24 protein-coding genes and 1 tRNA gene are annotated in these 24,980 nt (G+C 32.9%); 19 read left to right on the forward strand and 6 right to left on the reverse strand.

Annotation, left to right across the window (positions count from 1 at the left end; translation table 11 throughout):
• Positions 1-50: 50 nt before the first annotated feature.
• The 3 genes from pta to HMPREF9943_RS05960 all read left to right on the forward strand — a co-directional run bounded on the left by pta (position 51) and on the right by HMPREF9943_RS05960 (position 3,274).
• Positions 51-1,055, forward strand: coding sequence for a phosphate acetyltransferase (pta, locus tag HMPREF9943_RS05950; RefSeq protein WP_004803060.1), 1,005 nt, complete (start codon positions 51-53; stop codon positions 1,053-1,055).
• Positions 1,056-1,151: 96 nt separating this feature from the next.
• The gene (locus tag HMPREF9943_RS05955; protein ID WP_004803063.1) at positions 1,152-2,048 is read left to right on the forward strand and encodes an ABC transporter ATP-binding protein; all 897 of its coding nucleotides are present in this window, start codon (positions 1,152-1,154) and stop codon (positions 2,046-2,048) included.
• A complete protein-coding gene (locus HMPREF9943_RS05960; protein WP_004803065.1) occupies positions 2,048-3,274 on the forward strand; it encodes an ABC transporter permease in 1,227 nt (408 codons plus the stop codon). The genes HMPREF9943_RS05955 and HMPREF9943_RS05960 overlap by 1 nt, the downstream gene beginning before the upstream one ends.
• 19 nt (positions 3,275-3,293) lie before the next feature.
• On the opposite strand, the gene nrdG is transcribed toward HMPREF9943_RS05960, so the two are convergent.
• On the reverse strand, positions 3,294-3,800 hold the full coding sequence (gene nrdG / locus HMPREF9943_RS05965; RefSeq protein ID WP_004803067.1) for an anaerobic ribonucleoside-triphosphate reductase activating protein: 507 nt from the start codon (positions 3,798-3,800) through the stop codon (positions 3,294-3,296).
• A 38-nt stretch (positions 3,801-3,838) separates the two neighbouring features.
• Positions 3,839-6,004: an anaerobic ribonucleoside-triphosphate reductase gene (gene nrdD / locus HMPREF9943_RS05970; protein ID WP_004803069.1), complete on the reverse strand. Its 2,166-nt coding sequence runs from the start codon at positions 6,002-6,004 to the stop codon at positions 3,839-3,841.
• 247 nt (positions 6,005-6,251) lie between these two features.
• On the opposite strand from nrdD, the gene HMPREF9943_RS05975 reads away from it, so the two are divergent.
• Both HMPREF9943_RS05975 and HMPREF9943_RS05980 read left to right on the forward strand, forming a co-directional pair.
• On the forward strand, positions 6,252-6,632 hold the full coding sequence (locus HMPREF9943_RS05975) for a metal-dependent transcriptional regulator (RefSeq protein ID WP_004803071.1): 381 nt from the start codon (positions 6,252-6,254) through the stop codon (positions 6,630-6,632).
• Between the two features lie 25 nt (positions 6,633-6,657).
• Complete coding sequence (locus tag HMPREF9943_RS05980) at positions 6,658-7,773, forward strand: alanyl-tRNA editing protein (protein WP_004803073.1); 1,116 nt, start codon at positions 6,658-6,660, stop codon at positions 7,771-7,773.
• Here HMPREF9943_RS05980 and HMPREF9943_RS05985 read toward each other — a convergent pair.
• The gene (locus tag HMPREF9943_RS05985; protein WP_004803074.1) at positions 7,759-8,454 is read right to left on the reverse strand and encodes a DUF3153 domain-containing protein; all 696 of its coding nucleotides are present in this window, start codon (positions 8,452-8,454) and stop codon (positions 7,759-7,761) included. The genes HMPREF9943_RS05980 and HMPREF9943_RS05985 overlap by 15 nt on opposite strands.
• Before the next feature lie 17 nt (positions 8,455-8,471).
• On the reverse strand, positions 8,472-8,870 hold the full coding sequence (locus tag HMPREF9943_RS05990; protein WP_004803077.1) for a hypothetical protein: 399 nt from the start codon (positions 8,868-8,870) through the stop codon (positions 8,472-8,474).
• Positions 8,871-9,004: 134 nt separating this feature from the next.
• Between HMPREF9943_RS05990 and HMPREF9943_RS05995 the strand changes: the two genes are divergently transcribed.
• The 12 genes from HMPREF9943_RS05995 (at position 9,005) to HMPREF9943_RS06050 (ending at position 20,513) form a co-directional block, all read left to right on the forward strand.
• Positions 9,005-9,080: transfer RNA gene (locus HMPREF9943_RS05995), tRNA-His, on the forward strand.
• A 127-nt stretch (positions 9,081-9,207) separates the two neighbouring features.
• Positions 9,208-11,247: a cysteine peptidase family C39 domain-containing protein gene (locus tag HMPREF9943_RS06000; protein ID WP_004803078.1), complete on the forward strand. Its 2,040-nt coding sequence runs from the start codon at positions 9,208-9,210 to the stop codon at positions 11,245-11,247.
• On the forward strand, positions 11,247-11,708 hold the full coding sequence (ybeY, locus tag HMPREF9943_RS06005; protein ID WP_004803080.1) for an rRNA maturation RNase YbeY: 462 nt from the start codon (positions 11,247-11,249) through the stop codon (positions 11,706-11,708). The genes HMPREF9943_RS06000 and ybeY overlap by 1 nt, the downstream gene beginning before the upstream one ends.
• A 4-nt stretch (positions 11,709-11,712) precedes the next feature.
• Positions 11,713-12,114 (forward strand): cytidine deaminase, encoded by a 402-nt coding sequence (locus HMPREF9943_RS06010; protein WP_004803081.1) that lies wholly within the window; start codon positions 11,713-11,715, stop codon positions 12,112-12,114.
• Positions 12,107-13,000 (forward strand): GTPase Era, encoded by an 894-nt coding sequence (gene era / locus HMPREF9943_RS06015; protein WP_004803084.1) that lies wholly within the window; start codon positions 12,107-12,109, stop codon positions 12,998-13,000. The genes HMPREF9943_RS06010 and era overlap by 8 nt, the downstream gene beginning before the upstream one ends.
• Positions 12,987-13,715: a DNA repair protein RecO gene (gene recO / locus HMPREF9943_RS06020; protein WP_004803086.1), complete on the forward strand. Its 729-nt coding sequence runs from the start codon at positions 12,987-12,989 to the stop codon at positions 13,713-13,715. Before era ends, recO begins: the two co-directional genes overlap by 14 nt.
• 14 nt (positions 13,716-13,729) lie before the next feature.
• Positions 13,730-14,584, forward strand: a complete 855-nt coding sequence (locus HMPREF9943_RS09715; protein WP_004803089.1) for an alpha/beta hydrolase — start codon at positions 13,730-13,732, stop codon at positions 14,582-14,584.
• 113 nt (positions 14,585-14,697) lie between these two features.
• Positions 14,698-16,071, forward strand: a complete 1,374-nt coding sequence (locus tag HMPREF9943_RS06030; RefSeq protein ID WP_004803091.1) for a glycine--tRNA ligase — start codon at positions 14,698-14,700, stop codon at positions 16,069-16,071.
• A gap of 11 nt (positions 16,072-16,082) precedes the next feature.
• Complete coding sequence (gene dnaG, locus HMPREF9943_RS06035; protein WP_004803092.1) at positions 16,083-17,873, forward strand: DNA primase; 1,791 nt, start codon at positions 16,083-16,085, stop codon at positions 17,871-17,873.
• Positions 17,873-19,105: an RNA polymerase sigma factor RpoD gene (gene rpoD / locus HMPREF9943_RS06040; protein WP_004803094.1), complete on the forward strand. Its 1,233-nt coding sequence runs from the start codon at positions 17,873-17,875 to the stop codon at positions 19,103-19,105. The genes dnaG and rpoD overlap by 1 nt, the downstream gene beginning before the upstream one ends.
• Positions 19,105-19,782 (forward strand): tRNA (adenine(22)-N(1))-methyltransferase, encoded by a 678-nt coding sequence (locus HMPREF9943_RS06045; protein WP_004803096.1) that lies wholly within the window; start codon positions 19,105-19,107, stop codon positions 19,780-19,782. The genes rpoD and HMPREF9943_RS06045 overlap by 1 nt, the downstream gene beginning before the upstream one ends.
• The gene (locus tag HMPREF9943_RS06050; protein ID WP_004803098.1) at positions 19,779-20,513 is read left to right on the forward strand and encodes a Nif3-like dinuclear metal center hexameric protein; all 735 of its coding nucleotides are present in this window, start codon (positions 19,779-19,781) and stop codon (positions 20,511-20,513) included. Before HMPREF9943_RS06045 ends, HMPREF9943_RS06050 begins: the two co-directional genes overlap by 4 nt.
• A gap of 48 nt (positions 20,514-20,561) precedes the next feature.
• On the opposite strand, the gene HMPREF9943_RS06055 is transcribed toward HMPREF9943_RS06050, so the two are convergent.
• A complete protein-coding gene (locus HMPREF9943_RS06055) occupies positions 20,562-21,479 on the reverse strand; it encodes a 4-hydroxy-3-methylbut-2-enyl diphosphate reductase (protein WP_004803100.1) in 918 nt (305 codons plus the stop codon).
• A gap of 135 nt (positions 21,480-21,614) precedes the next feature.
• Between HMPREF9943_RS06055 and HMPREF9943_RS06060 the strand changes: the two genes are divergently transcribed.
• Together HMPREF9943_RS06060 and HMPREF9943_RS06065 are read left to right on the forward strand one after the other, a co-directional pair.
• Positions 21,615-22,997, forward strand: coding sequence for a DEAD/DEAH box helicase (locus HMPREF9943_RS06060; RefSeq protein WP_004803102.1), 1,383 nt, complete (start codon positions 21,615-21,617; stop codon positions 22,995-22,997).
• Positions 22,985-23,860, forward strand: a complete 876-nt coding sequence (locus tag HMPREF9943_RS06065; RefSeq protein WP_004803105.1) for a deoxyribonuclease IV — start codon at positions 22,985-22,987, stop codon at positions 23,858-23,860. The genes HMPREF9943_RS06060 and HMPREF9943_RS06065 overlap by 13 nt, the downstream gene beginning before the upstream one ends.
• 211 nt (positions 23,861-24,071) lie before the next feature.
• Here HMPREF9943_RS06065 and HMPREF9943_RS06070 read toward each other — a convergent pair whose 3' ends face one another.
• The gene (locus HMPREF9943_RS06070) at positions 24,072-24,965 is read right to left on the reverse strand and encodes a glycyl-radical enzyme activating protein (RefSeq protein ID WP_004803106.1); all 894 of its coding nucleotides are present in this window, start codon (positions 24,963-24,965) and stop codon (positions 24,072-24,074) included.
• Positions 24,966-24,980 lie beyond the last annotated feature (15 nt).

A 24,980-nucleotide genomic window follows, 5' to 3' on the forward strand; every position in this document is an offset into this window, starting at 1 on the left:
ATAAATAGAATATTTTAAGTTTTATGTATAGAAAAGGAGATAAATGAATAATGGGTATTCTTGACAAATTAATAGAAAAAGCAAAGAGTGATAAGAAGACTATTGTTTTGCCTGAAACAATGGATAAAAGGACATTTGAGGCTGCTGAAAAAGTATTAAAAGAAGGAATTGCTGATATTATTCTTATTGGAGCAAAAGAAGAGATTGAAGAAAATAGTACAGGTTTTGATATTAGTCAGGCGGTTATTGTGGATCCTTTTACTGATCCTAATAAGCAGAAGTATATTGATAAATTTGTAGAATTACGCGCCAGTAAAGGATTAACTGCTGAAGATGCAAAAAAACAGATGGAACAGGATTATATGTATTATGCCTGTCTCATGTGTAAATGCGGTGATGCTGATGGAGTAGTATCAGGAGCATGTCATTCTACAGGGAATACTATCAGACCGGCTTTACAGCTTTTAAAGACAAAACCGGGTGTTAAGAGTGTTTCAGGTTTCTTTTTAATGGAAGTTCCTAACTGTACCCTAGGGGATAATGGTTTGTTTGTTTTTGCTGATTGTGCAGTAAATGTTGATTTTGATTCTGAAAAATTAGCTGAAATTGCTGCTTTATCAGCACAGTCATTTGAATTATTTGTTGGTCATAAAGCTAAGGCGGCATTACTTTCTTATTCTACAAAAGGAAGTGCAAAGCATAGTGATGTGGATAAAGTATCTGAAGCGGTAAGGATTGCTCATGAAAAGTATCCTGATATTGAATTGGATGGAGAAATGCAACTTGATGCTGCTTTAGATTTGACAGTTGCTCAATTAAAGGCTCCTGATTCTGCTGTTGCAGGACACGCTAATACACTTATTTTTCCAAGTCTAGAGGCGGGCAATATTGGCTATAAGCTTGTTCAGAGACTTGCTAAGGCAAATGCTTATGGACCGGTTTTACAAGGTTTAGCTATGCCGGTTAATGATTTGTCAAGAGGATGTTATGCTGATGATATTGTTGGTGTTGTAGCAATAACGGCTGTACAGGCACAACTGGGTAAGACTGCTTAGCAGTCTTTTTTATCAAGTTATATGTAGATGATTTGAATATAAAACTTTAAAATTTTTTTGAAATATGATAAAATAGTTTCATAAAGGAGAAAAACTATGATATTAGAAGCAAGAGGAATTGTTAAAGCGTTTAATAAAAAAGAAATACTCCATTCCATTAATTTTCAAGTTGAAAGCGGTAAAGCAATGGGTTTTTTAGGTAGGAATGGAGCAGGGAAAACAACAACTTTTCGCTGTTTGATGAATGTTTTTAATCAAGATTCAGGGAAGTTTTTACTTGATGGTAAACTTCTTGATTTAAAAAAGCATCGCATTGGTTATCTTCCTGAAGAAAGAGGCATGTATGGAAAAATCACTGTTAAGGATCAGCTTATGTATTTTTCTATACTAAAAGGTGCCGATAAAAAAGAAGCTGAACAGGAAGCTTTGTATTGGATTTCATATTTTAACTTAGATGAATATAAAAATAAAAAACTGGAAACATTATCGAAAGGAAATCAGCAAAAGATTCAGATTGCTCAGGCTTTCTTGAATGATCCGGATATTATTATTCTTGATGAGCCATTCTCAGGACTTGATCCTGTAAATGCACAGGTGTTTAAAGATACTATTCGCAGTATGGTAGATAAGGAAAAACTGGTTATATTTTCATCTCATCAGATGGCCTATGTAGAGGAAATGTGTGATCAGATTATACTTATTAATAAAGGAGAGATTATTGTCAGCGGTGATCTTGAAGCTATTAAGAAAGAAGAAGGCGGCCATAAGATTGCATTAGAAACAAATGATGATGCTTCAACAGAATCTTTTCTTAAGACAATTGATGCTGTTTATTCTAAACGGGCTCAGCGCTATATTATTGAAAAGCATCCAAAATATACTTATCAACAAATGATGACAATACTGGTAGATAAATTAGATTCTATTATTTCTATTGGACAGTATAGACCAAGTCTTCAGGATATATTTGTAAGCAAGGCAGGTGGAGAATAATGAAAAACATAGGAACTATTTTTAGGTTTGAGTTTGTTCAGCAGTTTAAAAAGAAGGCTGTTATTGTGACAACTGTTATTTTGTCATTGATAGCTTTTGCCTTGCCTTTAATACCTGTTGTAGTTAATAAGATAGCAGAAAGTAATAAAATTGAAGAAAAGACTCAGACAATTAGTGATTCAGTAGAAGGCGGCTTTGTTTTTGATAATGAGGCATTACAGAAGCAGCTTCCTGTTGCAAAGAAACACCTTTATGCAAATGTAGAAGATTTAAATAAAGCAGTTAAGAAAGGTAAAGAACCTGTTGGATATGTTATTCATAGTATTAATTCTTATACAACGGTTTATAATGATAAAGGTCTTCGAGATAATGGTAAATCAGAAGCTCTTGAGTCTATTTTAAAGCAGCTGGTTATTGAGGCTAAGCTTCAGGAAAAGAAAATAAATCGCAAAGATTATCAGGAACTTCAATCTGTACAGATTCAATCTGATTTTAAGATTCTTGGGAGAGATACTGCTACACAGTATTTAATGGCTTATATATTTATGATACTCATGTATACTGTTATTATTTTCTATGGTCAGACTGTAGCAACTGCTGTTGCTAGAGAAAAAGATAATCGCACAATGGAATTACTGATTACAACAGCTGATCCGAAAGAACTTATTGTTGGTAAAGTATTAGCTATTACTTTATCGTCAGTAGCACAGTTTGCTATTATTATTGCATCATTTGCAGCTTCCTTTATGATTTTCTCATCAATGTATCCTGCAGGATTATTAAGTGCATTAAAAATGATGATGAATTTCTCATTGTTGGGAATGTATATTCTATATTTTATATTAGGATTATTCTTGTATATGTTTATATTCTCTGCCTTAGGTTCTGTTGTGTCAAAACTGGAAGATCTTGCAAGTGCGATAATGCCGGTTACTTTCTTGTTTGTTGCAGCATATATTATTTCAACGTTTGCTCTCCAAGGACAGAGTGGTCCGATATTGGTAATAGGTTCATGGATCCCATTTTTCTCAGTTATGGTCATGCCTATTCGATATGCACTTACAAGTGTTTCATTATTTGAGATTCTGGGCTCAACAGCATTTATTATTGTCTTTATCTGTCTGTTTGCTTATATTTCTATCCGTATTTATCGCTGGGGAACATTAAATTATGGCAATAAGACAAATTTCTTTAAGGTTTGTAAAGAAGTATTTTTTAATAAATAAGGAGCGGATAACCGCTCCTTTAAATTTCTTTAAACTTATGTAATACAATAGTGTTTGTTTTTAAAGACTCCTGAACATCAATAACTCTTTGGTTGGTTGATCCTCTAAATTTTAATTTAAGGTCTTTGAGATCTTCAATAAAGGGACCGTCTATTAAAACATCAACATATTTTAAAGCATTTTTTCTATTTCTTAATAATATCTCATATAGATAAGATGAATATAACCAGATTGTTTTATTAGGACATTGTTCTCTAATATCTTTAAGCAGCTGATCTATTACTTCAGTATTTTCTGGAGACATGGGTTCACCGCCGAGTAAGGTAAAACCATCGATATGGGGTTTGTTAATTAAATCAATAAGCTGTTTTTTAATACTGTCAGTAAAGACTTCACCTCTATTAAAATCCCATGTTTCTTCATTAAAACAGCCAGGACAATGAATATGACATCCTTGTGTGTAGAGAGAGACTCTAATACCTTCACCATTTGCTATATCTATATCTCTTATTTGTGCGTAATGCATATCTGACTCCTAAAGAAAAACCCTTTAAAGGGCTTTTCTTATTTTGTGTTGTAGATACGATTGTCCAGATGAACAAATCGCTCTTGTATTTCCTGTGTACGTCCTTTATTCCAGAAGTTATCCCCTAAATAACCGCATGTTCTGCGACAAACATTTAATGTCTTATGATTTCTGTTGCCACAGTTTGGACAATACCATTCACCTTGATCATCTAATAGAATTTCTCCATCAAAGCCACATTTCTGGCAATAGTCACTCTTTGTATTGATTTCAGCATATTGGATAGTATCATACATATAATTGATTAAAGACTTCATTGCTTCAAAGTTATTTGTCATATTAGTAACTTCTACATATGAGATAGCTCCGCCGGAAGAAATAGTCTGGAATTTAGCTTCAAAACCAAGCTTTTTAAAAGCATCAATATGTTCTCTGACATTAACATGATAAGAGTTTGTGATATAATCCTTGTCAGTAATGCCGGGAATAGAACCGAATCTTTTCTTTAAAGTTCTAGCAAACTTATATGTTGTAGACTCCGCCGGTGTACCATACAAAGCAAATCCAAGTCCTGATTCCGCTTTCCAGTCATCACATGCTTTTCTTAATCTAAGCATAATCTTTTCGGCAAGCTCCTCACCGGCACCTTGAGTATGTGTTGTTCCAAGTAGGGCAACAACACATTCATAAAGACCGATATAACCTAATGATAAGGTAGAATAACCGTTCATTAGAAGCTTATCGATTGTTTCACCTGGCTTTAATCTGGCAATAGCGCCATATTGCCAATGAATAGGTGAAACATCTGATAATGTACTCTTTAGATTTTCGTGTCTTAGCATTAAAGCTTCATGACATAAATCAAGTCTTTCATCAAGAATCTGCCAGAAATCATCAAGATTCTTTTTAGCAGATAAGCCAACATCTGTTAAATTTAATGTCACAACACCTTGGTTGAAACGTCCGTATAATTTATAATGATCGTCAGCATCTTTCCAAGGAGACAAGAAAGAACGGCATCCCATTGGACCAAAAACATTTCCTTCATAATTCTGTTTCAATATTTTAGCTGATAGGAAATCAGGCATCATACGTTTAGATACACATTTTACAGCCAAGTCAGTTAAAGATCTGTATTCACTATCATCAGGAACATTATTTTCATCTAAGACATAAAGAAGCTTAGGGAATGCAGGCGTAATATAAGCACCTACCGGATTTTTCATGCCGGTATATCTTTGTCTTAAGATTTCTTCAATCAGCATACCTGTTTCTTTTACATAATCCGGTTCTTCATTTAAATACATGAAAACACTTAAGAAAGGGGCTTGACCATTAGTAGTGGAAAAAGTATTAATCTGATACTGAATAGTCTGTACACCTGCTTTAATTTCATCTTTTAATCTTGAATGAGCAATTTTTTCAATCTGCTCATTTGTATATTCAATTCCTACTGATTGACCTTCATCAATAATGGATTTCTTATGCTTTTCATAAGAAATTCTTACAAACGGAGAAAGATGAGCGATAGAAATTGTCTGTCCTCCATATTGTCCGCAGGCAACCTGCTGAACAATCTGAGTAGCAATAGTAGCAGCGGTCTGGAATGATTTAGGACTTTCTATCAGCTTGCCATTAATAACCGTGCCATTTTGTAGCATATCTTTGAGATTCACGAAGCAGCAATTAAACATCTTTTGGATAAAGTAGTCCATATCATGAAAATGAATAAGTCCTTCATCATGAGCTTGAACAATTTTAGGAGGAAGTAAAAGTCTGCGACAGTAATCTTTTGAGAATTCGCCGGCAATTAAATCTCTTTGAGTTGCTAAAACAGCAGCATCCTTATTAGAATTTTCATCCATAGCTTCTTTATTTGTCTGTTTAATAATGCCGTAGATTTCTTTATCGATAGTATTTTCTTCTCTTTGGAATTCTCTGACTTTACGATAACCCTCATAAGCTTTAGCTGTCAGCATTTCTCCTTTATCAATCAGTTTTTCAAATACCTGACCTTCAATACGATAAATATCAACCTGATTAGCTCCGGAACTTTTATGCCAGTTTTCTATTTCAACCGCAATTTGATGAGCTGTCTCTTCATGGACAATACCACTACCATACCTCATTGCTTTTAAAATAGCCTGTTCTATTTTTTGACCATCAAATTCAACAAGACTGCGATCTCTCTTAATGACTTTCATCCTGTTTTCCTCCTTCACGTGTATTATTTTTATTGTTTTTGAATGTAGATATATTATTACAAAAATTAGTTGACTTTTCAACTAGTTTTTGTAATGAAATAAAAAAAGATAATTTTCATATTTTATTAAGAATGTATATATACTAATAAAATTTATATATTATAAAAAAATGAAGTTTAAATTCTAAAAATTGACAAATTTTTTATTTATGAGTAAAATTTTAGCAAGAATATAAAGGGGTGATGATATGAATCATGAACCGATCAAGATGCATCAGTCATCAGAAGACTATTTAGAAGCTATTCTTATGATTACAAAAGAAAAGGGTACTTGTCGTTCTGTCGATGTTGCAAATAAGCTGGGTTTTAGAAAATCCAGCGTTTCAGTCGCAATGGCTAAACTTGCTGCTGAGGGGTTTATTGAGAAGAAAGATTCCGGTGAATTGTTTTTAACAGAGAAGGGTCTGGCTATTAGTACAGATATTTTAGAAAGACATGAGTTTTTTATGAATTGGCTAATGGATATGGGCGTTGAAGAATCAGTTGCTTATGAAGATGCCTGCTGTATGGAGCATGCAATGTCAGCAGACAGCTTTCGTAAAATTAAGGAGTTTGTGAAAGGAAAGTAGATCTCCGATCTACTTTTTAATAGTTATGAAAACAGTTAAATTATATGAACAGAATGCTTATCAGAAAGAATTTTATGCCAAGATTATTGATATTATAGATTGTAAAATAGTTCTTGATCAGACGCTCTTTTTTCCGGAAGGAGGAGGGCAATCCTGTGATCAGGGAACGATTAGTGGTCTACCTGTTATCGATGTGCAGATTGAAGAGGGAATTATTTATCATACCGTTAAAGATCATTCATTGCATTTGGGGGAGACTATTAAAGGAATTATTGACTTTGATATTAGATTTTCTAACATGCAGAATCACAGCAGTGAACATATACTCTCCGGTCTTGTAAAAAGATTGTTTGGGTTTGATAATATCGGATTTCATTTAGGAAGAGAAGATATGACTGCTGATTTTAATGGCTTTTTCTCAAGAGAGGATATTCTGATGCTTGAAAACAAAGTTAATGAAGTTATTTTTCAAAATAAAAAGATTAGAGCCTTTTATCCTGAGGATCCTTCTCTTCTTGATTATCGCAGTAAAAAGGAACTGAATGAACCGGTTCGCCTAGTAGAAATAGAAGATATCGATTTATGTGCCTGCTGTGCTCCTCACGTTTTAAGAACGGGTGAAATAGGACAGTTTAAAATTCTTAAGACAATGAATATGAAGAAAGGAACTCGTTTCTTCATAGCCGGGGGGAAACGTGCCTTAGAAAGTGCTCAGAAAGATTATCAGCTGTTAGTCAAACTTTATCATCTGCTTTCAGCTAATGATCAGACTTTATTAAGCTATGTACAAGGTCTTTTAAATACAAACAAAGAACTATCAGAAAAATATCATAGCCTGCAAAGAGAAATGCTTTTTGAAAGACTTAAAAGAAATAGCTGTTTATTTATTGATGAACTAGCTCCTCATCTGCAAAGAGAATTAGTGGATGAACATTATAATATAACACATTCTTTAACAGCTATTTTTGTAGGAAATGATCATCGGGGATATCGTTTTATTATAAAAGGAAATGATTTATCAGAGCTGCTGTCTCTTTTAAAAGAGAAAGGTGCTAAAGGAGGAGGCAGTAAGCTAATGGTGCAAGGTTTTTTAGATATCTCTGAAAATGAATTAAAAGAAGCTCTATCAAGCTTCTTTTAAAGGTTTTCTCTTTTTTCTTATCAGCATAATTATAGCTCCGATGACACCTATTATAACTATCCCACCTGCAATATAGTAATAATAACGATAATCGTTGGCTGATGAAGATATTTCAATAGTTTGTATTTGATTATTTGAATCTTTTGATAGTTCATCAAGCAAATCAATAGTTACAGTATTTCCACTAACTTTACCAATATTTGTTTTTGGTGATGATGGCATAGTAATAGTAATAATCATTTGAACACCTAGTTTTTTTAGTTGGCCAAAAGAGTAATTATAGGTCTTCATAGCGTCATTAAAATCTTTATTGTTTAAAGAGTCGGTTAAATCTTTTACAGGGATGGATAAAGATATACGTCCATCTTTTTTAACTGCTTTGAGAGAAGATTTATTATTGTTCGATACGGCTGATATACCTATATAATTTGTACCATCTTTATCTTTTTTAGAGATTTCTTTAATAGTAACATTTTCATTCTGATATTGCTCTTTAAGACTTTTAAGATAAGATTCTTTTGTCTGCTGAGCAGTCTTAATTAAATCTTCTGAAACAAGTATCTCGGTAGCTAGAGAAGTATTTCCGTTTTTATCAACGGTTATTGACATATTGAATTTCATACAGCCACTTAATAAAAGGGTACATAAGCTAAGTAATAGGATATTTTTTATTTTTTTCATTTTTATTCCTTCTTTCTTTATCCAAAAGCTATTAAATGCTCAAAAGGTAAAAGTTCCTTTAAATACCGACTAAAGTTTTTGTTATTAACAAGTGGACCTCCATCTAACGATCCATTGTACCATTGATAGCCTTCATCAGTATTTAAAATCAGTTCCCATTGGTCATTGATTAAGGTTGCACTTATCGGAACGGTTTTTGTAAAACTGGATACTATAAAATTAAAAAGTTCATCGATGTGATCGATGTGTGTGCTTTCTTCTTTATTTTTAATGAGTTTATGATCAAAAATATATCTTTGCAAGCTAACATCTCCATTAGATGAGAAAGAGAGAATTTGCTGAGCATCTTCACAAGAAGTTGGTATATTTTTTAATGAAATTGTATTGGAAATAAGTGTTGCACTTAGTATTTTCATAATTCCCTCCTCATGTTTATTATAGGAGGAAGATCTATGATTTTCAATAAAATAAGAGCTAAAAAGGATTTTTGTTTTTATTTTGTCCTTTACAAGATTGTTTTTTTAAGATATACTCTCTAGTGTTAAAGATGGCGGCTGTGGTGAAGTGGTTAACACACCGGATTGTGGCTCCGGCATTCGTGGGTTCGAACCCCATCAGCCGCCCCATTGAAATAAGAGTGAGCACTATTCATAATGAATAGTGCTCTTATTATTAAGAAAGAATAAAGTGTTCTTTCTTTTTAAGTGAGAAAACACTTTATTTTCCGGGTATAAATAAGTAAGGAGGATTTTTATGAGCAAGTACCCGGTATACTTACAAGATGATGAGACATCGTGCGGTGTTTATTGTATTAAGATGATACTTAAGTATTATGGAGTGAATGAAGATGCTATAAATATAAAAAGGAAAGTCAGACCTGATAGTTCCGGCAGTACGATAAAAGGCATGATTGAAGCATTGCATTCTTATAATATTGAATCAATGGCTTATAAAGCATCTTTAGATGATATAGAGGAGACATTATCTTTGCCTTGTATTCTTCATTGTATCCAAGGAGAATTAGGACATTATGTAGTTTTATATGAAATTAAAAAAGAACAGTATATAATCGGTGATCCGTCAATTGGCATTGTGAAATATAGTCGAGAAGAACTGTCGGATATTTATAGTCAGAATGTAATCAGTATTAATCATTTAGGAAGATATTATGATTATAGTGAGAGAACCTATGGGTCATTTTTGAAAGGTCTTTATAAGCTTTATAAAAGGGAAATACATCAAATGATAAAGGTTTCTTTACTGATTGCGGTTATTAGCTACATTATTACAGGATTGTATTCTTTTATGATTGATTTTATTCATACGGATTCGCCGATAGTTATGAGTTTAATTGTGTGTATGTCTTATTTTCTTTTGAATGTGATGAAAATTCTTCTGGAACGTACAAAGGAAAAGAATTCTATACTTTTTCATCGCTCTCTAGATAAAGAGTATGTCTATCAAAGTGCTAAGGGTATTTTAGATCTTCCTGAAGATTGTTTTTATCAGGATATTGGAATGATTCATTCAAAAATTATCTCTTTATATGATTTATCCGGCTATACAATAGAATTCTTTAAGGCGGTTTTTATTGATTTATTGGTAATAATTGTGCTGATGGCAGGGATGTGTCTGATCTGTTTATCTTTGGCGGGTCTGATTCTTTTAGATATTTTGCTGATTATTTTATATGTTAAATATAAAAGCAAGGATATTCTTTCTTTTTATAAACATTTTCTTCAGGCTCATAATTGTCATAGTCAGAAGCTTTTGAGTTTTATTGGGCATCGCAATTTGGGTAGAGTTTATCTTGGCAAAGCAAAATATATTAAGGATTATGATATGGTTTATGAAAAAGAGGCTAATGCTAAAGAAGATCAGAGGATGTTGATTTTAAAGATGTCTATGAGCATTGAAATGTTAAGTTTGATAGGAACAGTAATGATTTTAGTGATGGGATTGTATTTGTATCGGCATCGTCTTTTATCGATGGGACATATTTTTATGTTTTATATGCTTCATAGTTTGATGATTCCATCTGTAATGAACAGCATGTCAGTCTTTGTTCAATTTAAACAATCTGCTGTTTTGTATGAGCACTATAAGGAGTTTTTAGAAAGAGAAGCTTTAAAGGAAGAGATTATTGAAGAGAAGGTAAAAGATATTTATTTAAATAATGTCAGCTTTTCTTATGGATATCATCAGAAGGTGCTCAGCCATTTTGATTTGCATATTAATCAGTCTTTATTTGTTGTTGGTGCTAACGGATCAGGGAAGTCTACTTTTTTGCGTTTAATTAATGGTGAAGATACTCATTTTAAGGGAAAGATTCTGATTAATAATCAGGATATTACAACTATTAAAAATTCTTCTTTGCATCAAAGGATAGCTTATATTCATCAGGATGGGTTTATTGAAGGGACTGTTTTTGATAATCTAATGTGCGAGGATATAAATAAAATAGAGAAGATCAGTCATGTTCTTGATTATCCGGAATTATTTACACAGCTTGAAATATCTTTAAAAGAAGATGGAAGTCCCTTATCTGCCGGAGCGCAGCAGCTCCTTATTTTAGCAAGAGCTTTGTTGCATGACTGTGATGTTTATTTACTGGATGAAGCGTTTAGTCATGTTGATTTTAAGAAAGCTAAGCGCATCATTAGGAGCATTAAGGAGCATTATCCTGATAAATTGTTTATTATTGTGACTCATCGTAATAATTTGATGAACAAGGGGGATACTTATGTTATAATTGAAACAGGAAAAGTAAAGGATATCAGGGTTAGAAGATAATGAACATTGATTTTGTTTATGAAAATGAAATAGAAGATTTTAAAGAAGACTATAGTCAGGACTTTTATAGTATTATTGAAACAGCACTCAATCTGCTGGATATTCATGATGATGTGGAAGTGAGTGCTATCTTAACTGATGATCAGAGAATTCATCAGATTAATAAGGAATATAGGGATATTGATTACAGTACCGATGTTATTAGTTTTGCAATGGAAGATAATGACTCTTTCTTTGTGGAGGGAATGCCAAGGAGTCTTGGTGATATATTTATTTCTGTGGATCATGCAAAAGCACAGGCAACTGAATATGGGCATAGTTTAAGAAGAGAAATGTGTTTTCTATTTACTCATGGGTTATGTCATTTGCTTGGATATGATCATATGACATTAGAAGATGAGAAAATTATGTTTGCTTTGCAAGATAGAATTTTAGATTATTTAGATATTAGAAGAGGGTGATGGTATGGATTACCGGTATTTAGTGGATGAAGCATTTAAAGCATCTAAGCATGCTTATATTCCTTATTCTCATTTTCCTGTAGGAGCTTGTATAGAATTAAAGGACGGAACATTTATACATGGCTGTAATATTGAAAATGCTGCTTATGGAACAACAATGTGTGCTGAACGTAACGCGGTTTTTGGAGCTTATTGTAGAGGTTATCATAAAGAAGATATTAAAGCACTTGCGATTGTGGGCGAAGGACCAAAGCTTATTTCTCCCTGTGGTGCCTGCCGCCAGGCTTTAGCAGAACTTCTTGATCCTTTAACACCTGTTATTTTGGGGTCTCATGATTACTATGAAGTGACAAATATGAAAGAACTTATGCCAAGAATGTTTTTAGGGGAGGATTTGTATGTATAAATCTGGATTTGTGAGTATTGTCGGAAGACCTAATGCAGGGAAAAGTACACTTTTGAATCAGATTTTAGGAACTAAGCTGGTTATTACTTCTGCTACTGCTCAGACAACACGTAATAGTGTACAAGGAATTTATACTGATGATGATGCTCAGATTGTGTTTTTAGATACACCGGGTATTCATAAGCCGCAGGATGGCTTAGGTTCTTTTATGAATAGTAATGCTCTTAATAGTATTCAGGATATGGATCTTGTTTTGTTTGTTGCTCCGGCTGATGAGATAATAGGAAAAGGAGATCGTTTTATTGTCAGTCGTTTAGAGAATGCTGATTGTCCGGTTTTTCTTTTGCTTAACAAGAGCGATCTTTTAACGAAAGAGGAATTAGCAAAAAAGATATTGGAATGGCAGAAGTTATTTTCTTTTAATCAGATTATCCCGATTAGTGCTTTACATGGTGACAATGTTGACGAGTTATTGAAGGCAGTAAAAGAATTACTTCCTGAAGGTGAAGCGGTTTATCCTAAGGATATGATTACAGATCATCCCGAGCAATTCATTCTTTCTGAATTTATCAGAGAGAGGATTCTTTATTTTACTAGAGAAGAAGTTCCTCATAATGTTGCGATTGTAGTAGAAGACTGGAAAGAAACGGAACATGATATTTCTATTATGGCAGCTATTGTGGTAGACCGTAAGTCACAAAAAGGTATTATCATTGGTAAACAAGGGACGATGATTAAGAAAATACGTGAACAGTCAAGAAGGCAGATGACCAGGTTTGTAGGAAAAACAGTTCATTTAGAGCTTTTTGTGAAAGTGGAAAGTAACTGGCGTAATAAGGCAAAGTATCTAAAAGAGTTCGGTTATAATCAGGATGACTACTCTTAGTGAAACAAAGGGTATTGTTTTAAAGACAATGCCTTATAAAGAAGCCGATAAGCTGGTTACGGTTTATTCTTACGATTATGGGAAGATTACTTTGGTTGCTAAAGGGACAAAAAAACTTACCAGTAAGAATGCTCCCAGTATTCAAAGTCTGACATATAGTGAATTTATCATTAACCTTAAAAAAGGACTCTGTCCTTTGATTAAAGGAACAGCTCTTAATTATTATCGGCATATTAAGGATTCCATTGAATATGAAATTGTAGCTGATTATCTTTTAGAATACTATTATCGTTATGTTGAAGAAAATAGTCCATCAAAGGTAGCTTATCAGTTTTTAGAGACAATGCTTTCAGCGCTGGATGAAGGTTATTCTTATCTGACTGTTTATGCATTGATTAACTGTTATATTCTTAAAACTAATGGTGTGTCATTATTTGTGGATGGCTGTACTGTCTGTAAAAACAGCCATGTTCATGCTTTTAGTGCTGATAAAGGTGGGTTTGTTTGTTATCGGCATACTTTAGGAGAAGATAAAGTTTTAATGCCAATAGCTTTAAAAGCATTGAGGCATATCTATAAATGTCCGCCGGAAAGAATACATGAGCTTCATTTAGGAAATGAAGTGAAGGATATTCTGCCTATATTAGATTATTATATTGATGAATACTGTGGTATCCATTTAAAAGCAAAAATATTTATTCAGACTATATTATAAAAAGGAGCAGCATTATGAAGCGTGAAGATAGTTATACATCAAGACTTCGTACTCATGTACATTTTATGATTTATGAGCCGAAAGTTATTTTGAGAGTTAAAGCAGTTGTGATTATTGAACATGATTTAACTGAAAATCTTTCTCATTATGATGCCTTAGCTTCTTATTTACTGAATCAGGGATATGTTGTTGTGGTGAGTGATTTGCCGGGACATGGACAATCACTTATTGATTTTGAACAAGGTTATTTTGGTAAAGAAGAAACTTTGCCAAGACTGGTTGAAGATTTGCATCACCTGCATCATCTTATTTTTGAGGATTATAATGATGTACCTTATTTTTTTCTGGGAGTAGGGTTAGGAGCAAGTTTGATTCGTCTTTATGCTTCTGTTTATGGAGAATATATACAGGGAATGATTCTTGTTTCTAGTTTAGCTAAGCTTAATAATCATGCATCTAAATCATTAATTCTTAAAATTATGGGAAAAGTCAAAGGTGATAAATATCATCCAAATATCAAGTATTTAAAAATAAATAAGCATCATAAGGATATCGGATTACATCCTTTTAGTTATACGGTTAAAGGCTATAAAGATATTTATCGTATTATTACTACCGCTAATACTCAAAAAACCATTGTTTCAACACCAAAGCATTTACAGATTTTATTGCTTGGGGGAAAGAATGATTTGATGATACATCGGGGAAAAGATACTGAAGATATTGCTCGCAGTTATCAGAGTATTGGTGTAGAAGATGTGACTGTATGTCTTTATCCGGAAGGTGGACATCAGCTATTAAAGAGTGAGAAGAAAAGGAAAGTATTTAAGGATATACTTGATTTTCTTAATCAACGTACCTATCTTTAATACACTTATTGTTGGTTGACAATTAACCACTATAAGTGTATTAATAATGATATTTGAAATAGATTGACTTAGCTTACTAATGCTAGGTTTTTTTATTTATAATAGGAGGAATTATGGTAAAGATAGAAATGGAAAAACTAATTGCCCATGCAAAAAGTCAGGGATTCGTTTACCAAGGTTCAGAAATATATGATGGACTTGCGAATACATGGGACTATGGACCTTTAGGAGTTCAATTAAAGAATAATATTAAGAATGCATGGTGGAAGAGATTCATTCAGGAGTCTATATATAATGTCGGTATTGATTCAGCTATTTTTATGAATCCAAAAGTTTGGATGGCTAGCGGACATATTGGTAATTTTAATGATCCTTTAATTGACTGTAAGCAGTGTAAGACAAGACATCGTGCTGATAAGCTGATTGAAGACTTTGATAGCGAAGTTCATGCTGATGGCATGACGCCTGAGGAATTGATGGCCTATATTAAAGAGCATAATGTACCTTGTCCTCATTGTGGAAGTCATGATTTTACTGATATTAGAAAATTTGAATTAATGTTTGAAACATCTATGGGTGTTGTTTCAGATGCTAAGAATACTGTTTATTTGCGTCCTGAAACAGCTCAGGGCATCTTTGTGAATTTCAAGAATGTTCAGAGAACATCTAGAAAGAAAGTGCCTTTTGGGATTGGACAAATAGGTAAGTCATTTAGAAATGAGATTACACCCGGTAATTTCATTTTCCGTACAAGAGAATTTGAACAGATGGAATTGGAATTCTTCACTAAGCCGGATACTGATTTAGAGTGGTTTGAATATTGGCGTAGTGAGTGTATGAAGTTTTTGACTGATATTGGCTTAAAACCGGAAAATTTACGTTTTAGAGATCATGATCAAAAAGAATTATCTTTCTATTCTAAAGCAACGACAGATATTGAATTCTTATATCCTTTTGGATGGGGAGAATTATGGGGAATTGCTGATAGAACGGATTATGATTTAAAGAGGCATATGGAATATTCTAAAAAGGATTTATCTTATCTTGATCCTAATACAAATGAAAAGTATGTTCCTTTTGTGGTTGAACCTTCTGTAGGTGCCGATCGTTTGTTTTTATCAGTTATTGCTGATGCTTATGATGAAGAGGACTTAGAAAATGATAGCCGTATTGTTATGCATTTTCACCCTGCTTTAGCACCTGTTAAAGCCGCTATTCTTCCTCTTACTAAAAAACAGTCTAATGAAGCAGAAGCTATATATAGAGATTTATGTAAGGATTTTAATTGTGAATATGATGCTGCCGGCAAAATTGGCAAGCGTTATAGAAGACAGGATGCAATCGGTACACCATTATGTATCACAATAGATTTTGATACTGCATCTGATCAGTCCGTGACTGTTCGTGACCGCGATACAATGGAACAGGTGAGAATATCAATAAGTGAACTTAAAGATTATATTTCTAAGAAGATCTCATTTGAATAAGGAGTGATTCTATGGCGAGAATTCCTCAGGAAAAAATTGATGAAATAAGAAATAGTGTCAATATTGTTGATGTTATGGGGCAGTATCTTTCACTTACCAAAAAGGGAAGAAATTATGTTGCTATATGTCCATTTCATCAGGATACACATCCTTCATTATCTATTTCAGAATCAAAACAGATTTATATGTGTTTTGTGTGTCATAATGGTGGTAATGTTTTTAAGTTCTTGCAGGAATATCTTCATATTTCTTATCTTGAGTCTGTTAAAGAAGTTGCTTTGTTAGGTCATGTGGATATAACAGGGTATCATTTAGATGCACCGGTTTTCCGGGTAAATGATAAATTAAAGCCTTATTATGATATGCATGAGGAAGCATTTAAAATCTATTCTTATTATTTACAAACAAAATTAGGCATACTTGCTATGGACTATCTAAAAGGCAGAGGCTTTGATGATGAAGTTATTAAAATGTTTGGAATAGGTTATGCGCCTGTGAAGTCTATTCTTTACGAAGCATTTACTAAGCTTGGTTATCAACCTGTTGAAATGGAAAATTCAGGTCTTGTTATTGAATCATCTAGACATTATGACAGATTTAGTGATCGTATTATGTTTCCATTACATAATTCAAATGGTCAGGTGGTTGGCTTTTCCGGAAGAATTTATAAAGCTAATGATGAAGGCGCTAAGTATATGAACTCTCCGGAATCGGATATTTTTATTAAAGGAGATATGCTTTATAATTATCATCGTGCTTTAAAGCCGGCGAGAGATGCAGGTTTTGTTTATCTTAATGAAGGATTTATGGATGTAATCGCAATGCATCGAGCAGGTTATGATAATGTGATTGCTTTGATGGGAACAGCTCTTACAAATGGACATCTACAGCTTTTAAGACGTATGACAAAGAAGATTGTCATTTGTTTAGATGGTGATAATGCCGGACAGAATGCTGCAATGAAAGCAACAGATTTCTTATCATCTCATGGCTTTACGGTAAGAATTATCTTATTACCTGAAGGAAAAGATCCGGATGAGATTTATATGGAAGATGGGAAAAATGCTTTGGACAGAGTTCTTTCAGATGAATTAACACCATTTGATTTTCTTTTAACTTATGAATCAAGTCATTTAGATTTAAGAAATTATGATGATCGCAGTCAGCTGTTTGATAAGGGCATTGCTGCTATTAATCTGATAGATGATGATAAGCAGAGAGATGACAGTATTAGAAAACTATCATCTTTGACGCAATTTTCAAGAGATCTTATTGTAAGACGTATTAAAGCGAAAGAATCTAAAAAGCGAGAACCATCTTATTCTGACGTTGCCTATCAGATTAGGGAGACTCAGACTATTGTGGATAAATATCTGATAGCTGAAAAAAATTTAATTTTTTATATGCTTAATGATCGCAATACAGCTATGCTTTATCAAAGCAAGGCAGGATTTATGTATAATGACAGTTATCGTATACTGGCAAGCTATATTGTGGATTATTATCGTCATCATAATATTATGGAAGAAGCAGATTTGATAGATAGAATACTTAATGATCGTATCAATGATCAAAAAAAGAATATTCTGATTTCTCTTTTAACAGAAATTGCATCAATGAAATTGCCTTTGCCCGCTTCATCACAGCAGCAGGCTATTGATGACTATATTAGAACTATTTCATTGAATGCGGTTAAGTTAAAAAAACAGCAGCTTTTAGAACAGTTTAAGCATGTTTTGGATCCACAGATGCAAGCTGAAATTGTTCAGGAAATAAATAATCTTAAAAAGGAGGCAAAATAATGAGCCCAAAGAAAAGTAATAAAGTAGTAACTCTAGATGATATTAAAGAAATGGTATTGGAAAATGCAAAATCAAATGAGGGAAGACTTTCATCAGATACTTTGGATGAATTCTTTGCAAAATTTGATCTTGATGATGAATCGATTGAGGATCTGACAAATTTTATTAATGATCATCCTGATATTACATTAGAAGATAGCAGTTTAGATGAATTAAGTGATGATGATATTTTGATTGAAGAAGATCCGCTGGATGATTTAGATCTTGATTTGGATGTTGACGATACAGATGATACGCCTAATATGGACTTTGATGCCGGATTGGATCTTGATGATACTTTTTCAATGATTGAAGAATCATCAAAAGAAGATGATAGTGATCAGCTTGGCAGTAATGTAAAGATTAATGATCCGGTTAAAATGTATCTAAAAGAAATAGGAACAGTTGATCTTCTTACTCAGGAGCAGGAAGTAGAATTAGCCATGAAGATTAAAGATGGTGATGATAATGCTAAAAAGAGGCTTGCGGCTGCAAATCTGAGACTTGTTGTTTCTATTGCAAAAAGATATGTAGGAAGAGGGATGCTTTTCCTTGATTTGATTCAAGAAGGAAATATGGGGTTAATTAAAGCGGTAGAAAAATTTGATTATACAAAGGGCTTTAAGTTCTCCACTTATGCTACTTGGTGGATTAGACAGGCTATTACCAGAGCAATAGCTGATCAGGCACGAACAATTCGCATTCCTGTCCATATGGTTGAAACAATTAATAAGCTGACAAGAATTCAAAGACAGCTTATTCAGGAATTAGGAAGAGAACCAACAGCTGAAGAAATTGCTGATAAAATGGAAGGTATGACACCTGAAAAAGTCAGAGATATTCAGAAAATATCTTTGGAACCTGTTTCTTTGGAAACTCCTATCGGCGAAGAAGATGATTCTCATTTAGGAGATTTTTTAGAAGATGAAGGGGCAATGAGTCCTGATGATTATGCATCTAATGAACTATTAAAAGATGAATTAAATGAAGTATTGCTGGAATTGACGGATCGTGAAGAAAAAGTGTTAAGATTACGTTTTGGGATAGATGATGGACGAACAAGAACATTGGAAGAAGTTGGTAAAGAATTCAATGTGACTAGAGAAAGAATCAGACAAATAGAAGCTAAGGCATTAAGAAAGCTTAAACATCCATCACGTTCTAAACGATTAAAGGATTTTCTTGATAGATAATGTATTTACATTCTATTCGACTAAAGAAAATTGCTCAATTAATTCAAAAACATAAAAACGGAGAAATTTTGGCAGATATTGGCACTGATCATGCGTATCTGCCTTGTTTTCTATTAACTGAAGGATCAATTAGTCAGGCATATGCCTGCGATGCTGCAAAAGGACCATTGGGCAATTCAGAAGAAACCATTAATAAAGAACATCTTCAAGGAAAAGTTATCCCGTTGCTTGGAGATGGATTAGATCCAATCAGTGATAAAAAAACGGATATGATTTCTATTTGCGGTATGGGAGGACTTCTCATAACAGAAATTCTAAATAAACATCAGGAACAGCTTAATAATCATTTGTTTATTTTACAGGCTAATACTGCTATAGATTTACTTAGAAGCTATCTGAATAAGCATCATCTTGAAATAATAGATGAAGAGATGGTAAAAGAAGGAAAGCATATTTATGAAATGATAATCGCAAGGCAAGGGAAACAAATATTATCAGATGAAGATATTCTTTTTGGTCCTGTACTAAGAAGAAAGAAAGAATTACTTTTTATAGAAAAATGGCAAAGACAATTAAATATTCAAAAAAAGATTCTTAAGTCATTATCTGATAAGCATCCAAAATATTTAGAAGTAAAGACCCTTGCTGAGATGATAGAAAAGGAGCTAATGTTATGAAGGTTAAAGAAGTTATAGAAATCATAGAACAGCGTTATCCGCTTTCTTTGCAAGAAGAATGGGATCATTCCGGATTTCAGTGTGGAGACAGAGAACAGGAAGTTAAAAAGATTATGATAGCTTTAGATTGTGATAAACGGACTATTAAAGAAGCTGTTGAAAACGAATGTAATCTTTTAATTACGCACCATCCTCTTCTGTTTAAAGAAATATCATTAGATGCTCAGACATCTACAGGAGAAATGATTTCTCTTGCAATAAAAAATAGTCTTTCTATTTATTCATCACATACTCCATTGGATAAAGTAGATATGAATGAATGGCTGATTGAAAAGCTTCCGGTCAAAGATGTTTCTTCTCCTAATGAGTTTGTCAGATCAGCAAGATTAATAACTCCTCTTGGTTTAAAGGATTTCTTAAAACTTGTAAAAGAAACTTATTCTGTGGAAATAATTAAGTATGCCGGCTTAAAAAAAGAAATTCAGACTATATCTATCTGTGGTGGAAGTGGCAGTGAATTTTTCTTAGAAACAGATACAGATGCCTATATTACAGGTGATACAAAGTACCATATCGGAGAAGAAGCATATAATACAAATAAGCTTTTGATAGATGTAGGACATCATATTGAGAAAATTATGGTTCCTAAATTAAAAGCTTATCTTCAAGAAAGAATCTCAGTTGAGATTATTGAAAGCCATTCCCCTGATTATTATAAATTCTATTTATAAAGCAGTAAAAAATCACTTATCTTTATTCAATAAGGATAAGTGATTTTATTATAAGATATTTGAGTAATCAACATTTGGTTTGTTGTGTGTTTGTAGATCATTCCATTCAAATTGTTTTAAAAAATCAATAACCTGATTTGTAAGCGAAGTAGGTGTAGAAGCACCGCTAGAAACAGCTGCATGATGTTTATGTTCAAGCCATTCAATTTTTAAGTCTTCAATTGATTCAATCATATAGGTTTCTTTTCCTGCTTTGTTTTTAGCAATAGAAGCAAGCTTTGCGGTATTATTTGAATGCGGATCGCCAACTATAAATACTATATCAATATCAGGATCCATTTTTGAAATAGCCTCTTGTCTTATTCGAGTAGCATTACAGATTTCTTGCTCAACAATTAAGTTTGGCAGTATCTTTTTAGCATATTCACATAACTCATAGACATCAAATAAAGACATTGTAGTCTGAGAGGTTATTAAATACTTTATGTTCGGGTTTAATGATAATAAATCTTTCTTTTCCGTAATCAAATGCATATGATCAGAATCAATCATCATTGCTCCTTCACTTTCAGGATGATTCTTTTTACCAATATAAAGAATTTCATAGCCTTCAAGCAGTCTTTGCTTAATCAGGTCATGAGTTTTGATGACATCTAAGCAAGAAGCATCAATAATATTAAGGCCTTTTTCTTTAGCCTTAGTCATAACCTGTTCTCCTGCTCCATGAGCGGTGATTATAACGGTTCCTTGATTAATAGAATCAAGTAATTCCATTCTTGTTTTAGAAGCGTCTTCAACAGTAACAGCACCAAGTTCTTTTAATGCATTCACAATATATTCATTATGAACAATCATACCTAATATATATAGAGGTCTTTGTGAACTATTGGCTGCTTTCCTGACTATATTAATAGCTCTGACAACACCCTTACAATAACCGCGAGGGGTAATTCCGGTGACTTTCATATATACTCTCCTTCCATATTAAGATACACATTTTTTCTAGTATCTGCAAGTAAAGACAATATACTTATTTGATATTGTTTTTGATTTTTTTGATAATTATGATATAATCAATGAGCTTTTAAAGGAGGCGAGAATATGAGTTTATTTAACAATTATCAATTTCAGGATTTCGTGAATCAAACAATCCATCATATGCACTTTGATAAACCTACAAAAATACAAGAGAAAGTCATTCCTTTGATAAAGAAGAAGAGAGATATTATTGGTATTTCTCAAACAGGAACAGGAAAAACACATGCTTTTTTATTTCCTATTATGAATTTGATTGATACATCAAAAGATTATGTACAGGCAGTTATTGCGGCTCCAACAAGAGAGCTTGCTTCACAAATTTATGAAAATGCAAAAGTATTCAAAAAATATAATAAAAATCTGAGAGTCTCTTTGATCATTGGTGGCAGTGATAAGCAAAAGACTATTTCAAAATTAAATCATCAACCTCATATAGTTATTGGAACACCGGGAAGAATTAAGGATCTCTCTTTGAATGAACAGGCTTTAATGATTACAACAGCTGATATTTTTGTGATTGATGAAGCAGATATGACACTGGATTTTGGTTATTTAGAAGACTTAGATGCTGTGCTGGGTAAAATGAAAGATGATCTTCAGATGCTTGTCTTTTCAGCAACAATACCACAGGAATTACAGGTATTCTTAAGAAAATATATGAAAAACCCAAAGCTTATTCAGATAGATGAAAAAGAAGTATCAAGCACTCATATTAATCATTATCTTATCTCTACTAAACATAAAGACCGCTATGAGATTCTCACCTCAATCATGAATATGATTGATCCTTATATCTGTATTGTCTTCTGTAATACCAGATCAGAAGCTTCAAATCTTGCTCGCAAACTGTATGATGATGGTTATAAAGTTGGAGAAATTCATGGTGATTTAGAACCGCGTGAAAGAAAACAGGTGATGAGACGTATTCATAATAATGAATATCAATATATTATTGCAACTGATATTGCTGCCAGAGGTATTGATATAGACGGTGTCAGTCATGTTATTAATATGGAGTTTCCAAAGGAAAAGGATTTTTATATTCATCGTTCAGGAAGATGTGGAAGAGGTAAATATATCGGTGAGTGCTATTCTATGTATGATACAAGTAATCAGGCAATGGTTGAATCTTTGGAGAAAAAAGGTATTCATTTTCTTTTAAAAGATGTCAAGAATAATACTTTAACTGATGCCGGAGAACGTTTAAAAAGAAAAAGCAGAATACATCAGCCCAATGCATTAGAAAAAGAAGTTGCTAAAATTATTAGGAAACCTGTTAAAGTAAAGCCCGGCTATAAAAAGAAACGTAAGAAAGAAGTCGCTAAACTTTATTCTAAGAGGAAAAGAGAAATCATCAGAGAAGATATAAAACGTCAAAGAAAAGAAAGATATAAAGAAGCACAAAGGCAAAAAAATCAGGAGAGAGATGACACATGGAATTATTAATAGGGTCACATGTCTCATTAACCGGTAAAGACATGCTTCTTGGCAGTGTCAAAGAAGCATTGTCATATAATGCCAATACATTCATGTTTTATACCGGAGCACCTCAGAATACTAAAAGAAAGCCTGTTTCCCGGATGAAAATTCAGGAAGCTCTTGCACTTATGAAAGAAAATGGAATAGATAAGAATAATATAGTTGTTCATGCCCCTTATATTATTAATCTTGCTAATACTTTAAAGAAAGAGACTTATGAACTGGCGGTTTCTTTTCTCAGAGAAGAAATACAAAGAGTAGAAGAAATAGGAATGAGAAGGCTGGTTCTTCATCCGGGTTCACATGTCAAGGCAGGGGAGGAAGCCGGCATAAACTCTATCATTTCGGGACTTAATGATGTTTTAACAGAAAATCAGAATGTTGTTGTATGTCTGGAAACAATGGCAGGAAAGGGCAGTGAATTAGGTATTTCTATTGATCAGCTGGCTTATATTATTGATCATGTTTTTTATAAGGATAAACTTGGTATTTGTTTAGATACTTGTCACTTGAATGATGCCGGTTATGATTTATCATTGTTTGATGAAATTTTAGATGAGATTGATCAAAAAATAGGACTTGATAAAGTTCTTGTTGTTCATGTCAATGATTCAAAAAATCCTAGAGGTGCTCATAAAGATAGACATGAGAATATTGGTTATGGAACGATTGGCTTTGATATCTTAAATGCAATCGTCCATAATAAACGCTTAGAAAATGTACCTAAAATACTGGAAACGCCTTATATTGATAATAAAGCTCCTTATAAGGAAGAAATTCAAATGTTTAGAACACAGATATTTAATTCTGATCTCAAAAAGATGAGCTAGCAAGCTCATCTTTTTATTTTAGAAGACTTTTTTGCAGTATAGTATTTGTCAGATAAAGCAAAAATATTATTTTTTTAAGGCTCTTAGAAATTTAATCTGAGTTTTTCATCTACAACAATATTATTTAATAATAGAATTTACTTAAATTCATTAGGGCTGATGATATTAAGACAATGAGATTGGATCATTTAAAATACTGCTTTCGCAGTATTTAGAAAAAACAATCCAGATTTTTATCTAAGAATACTTTCCGGTAATCCTGTAAATCTTCCGGATATAAAGCTTTTACATTTTTAAATTCATATTTTCTATTGAGAAGCTGATACTTTTTTTCACCCATTTGATGAAAAGGAAGCAATTGAACTTTCTGAAGACCAAGATTACTTATTAAATCAGCCAATCCCTTAGCATCTTCTAAAGAGGCATTAAAATGAGGAATAACCGGAATTCTAGGAAGAATATTTAAATGTTGTTCAATAGCCCATGTAAGATTCTCAATAATAAGTTCATTATAAACATGAGTACCTAGAAAATGTTTTTTACTATCATAATGTTTAATATCGAAAAGTAATAAATCAAACAATACTGCCAGTTCTTTAAAAGTCTCTTTATGAATATATCCTGTTGTTTCAATGGCTGTATGCAGACCAAATGATTTTAATACAGGGATCAGCTCTTTAAGAAAAGCCGGTTGACTCATGCCTTCACCGCCGGAAATTGTAATACCTCCATCAGATTCTTCATAGAAATCTTTATCCTGTAAGCATACTTTAACAACATCTTCAACACTCATATACGCACCTTCATTAGTTAAAGCATGAGTAGGACAGATTTTCACACAGTCGAGATTACCATCAAACTTTGAATAATCTACAACTATTCTATTATTTTCATGTGTTAATGCTCCGCTTTTACAGGCTTTTACACATGACTGACAGTGAATGCACTTATCAGCATCATAAAGCAGCTGAATATTATAATCCTGAGATTCAGGATTAGCACACCATAAGCATCTTAATGGACATCCTTTTAGAAAAACTGTGGTACGAATACCGGGACCATCATGAATACTAAATTTTTGAATATTAAATATATTACCCTTCATATTATCATCACCAGT

The sequence above is a fragment of the Eggerthia catenaformis OT 569 = DSM 20559 genome, assembly GCF_000340375.1.
Classification (GTDB): domain Bacteria; phylum Bacillota_I; class Bacilli_A; order Erysipelotrichales; family Coprobacillaceae; genus Eggerthia; species Eggerthia catenaformis.

Excerpts from the sequence above, each read along its gene's own strand:
- nrdD (WP_004803069.1), bottom strand. The coding sequence starts at position 6,004 with ATGAAAGTCATTAAGAGAGATCGCAGTCTTGTTGAATTTGATGGTCAA.
- HMPREF9943_RS09715 (WP_004803089.1), top strand. The coding sequence starts at position 13,730 with ATGAAGCGTGAAGATAGTTATACATCAAGACTTCGTACTCATGTACAT.
- dnaG (WP_004803092.1), top strand. The coding sequence starts at position 16,083 with ATGGCGAGAATTCCTCAGGAAAAAATTGATGAAATAAGAAATAGTGTC.
- HMPREF9943_RS06060 (WP_004803102.1), top strand. The coding sequence starts at position 21,615 with ATGAGTTTATTTAACAATTATCAATTTCAGGATTTCGTGAATCAAACA.
- pta (WP_004803060.1), top strand. The coding sequence starts at position 51 with ATGGGTATTCTTGACAAATTAATAGAAAAAGCAAAGAGTGATAAGAAG.
- HMPREF9943_RS06050 (WP_004803098.1), top strand. The coding sequence starts at position 19,779 with ATGAAGGTTAAAGAAGTTATAGAAATCATAGAACAGCGTTATCCGCTT.
- HMPREF9943_RS05960 (WP_004803065.1), top strand. The coding sequence starts at position 2,048 with ATGAAAAACATAGGAACTATTTTTAGGTTTGAGTTTGTTCAGCAGTTT.
- ybeY (WP_004803080.1), top strand. The coding sequence starts at position 11,247 with ATGAACATTGATTTTGTTTATGAAAATGAAATAGAAGATTTTAAAGAA.
- HMPREF9943_RS06000 (WP_004803078.1), top strand. The coding sequence starts at position 9,208 with ATGAGCAAGTACCCGGTATACTTACAAGATGATGAGACATCGTGCGGT.
- HMPREF9943_RS06045 (WP_004803096.1), top strand. The coding sequence starts at position 19,105 with ATGTATTTACATTCTATTCGACTAAAGAAAATTGCTCAATTAATTCAA.
- HMPREF9943_RS05985 (WP_004803074.1), bottom strand. The coding sequence starts at position 8,454 with ATGAAAAAAATAAAAAATATCCTATTACTTAGCTTATGTACCCTTTTA.
- HMPREF9943_RS06055 (WP_004803100.1), bottom strand. The coding sequence starts at position 21,479 with ATGAAAGTCACCGGAATTACCCCTCGCGGTTATTGTAAGGGTGTTGTC.
- nrdG (WP_004803067.1), bottom strand. The coding sequence starts at position 3,800 with ATGCATTACGCACAAATAAGAGATATAGATATAGCAAATGGTGAAGGT.
- HMPREF9943_RS05955 (WP_004803063.1), top strand. The coding sequence starts at position 1,152 with ATGATATTAGAAGCAAGAGGAATTGTTAAAGCGTTTAATAAAAAAGAA.
- rpoD (WP_004803094.1), top strand. The coding sequence starts at position 17,873 with ATGAGCCCAAAGAAAAGTAATAAAGTAGTAACTCTAGATGATATTAAA.
- HMPREF9943_RS06070 (WP_004803106.1), bottom strand. The coding sequence starts at position 24,965 with ATGAAGGGTAATATATTTAATATTCAAAAATTTAGTATTCATGATGGT.
- recO (WP_004803086.1), top strand. The coding sequence starts at position 12,987 with ATGACTACTCTTAGTGAAACAAAGGGTATTGTTTTAAAGACAATGCCT.
- era (WP_004803084.1), top strand. The coding sequence starts at position 12,107 with ATGTATAAATCTGGATTTGTGAGTATTGTCGGAAGACCTAATGCAGGG.
- HMPREF9943_RS05975 (WP_004803071.1), top strand. The coding sequence starts at position 6,252 with ATGAATCATGAACCGATCAAGATGCATCAGTCATCAGAAGACTATTTA.
- HMPREF9943_RS06010 (WP_004803081.1), top strand. The coding sequence starts at position 11,713 with ATGGATTACCGGTATTTAGTGGATGAAGCATTTAAAGCATCTAAGCAT.
- HMPREF9943_RS05990 (WP_004803077.1), bottom strand. The coding sequence starts at position 8,870 with ATGAAAATACTAAGTGCAACACTTATTTCCAATACAATTTCATTAAAA.
- HMPREF9943_RS06065 (WP_004803105.1), top strand. The coding sequence starts at position 22,985 with ATGGAATTATTAATAGGGTCACATGTCTCATTAACCGGTAAAGACATG.
- HMPREF9943_RS05980 (WP_004803073.1), top strand. The coding sequence starts at position 6,658 with ATGAAAACAGTTAAATTATATGAACAGAATGCTTATCAGAAAGAATTT.
- HMPREF9943_RS06030 (WP_004803091.1), top strand. The coding sequence starts at position 14,698 with ATGGTAAAGATAGAAATGGAAAAACTAATTGCCCATGCAAAAAGTCAG.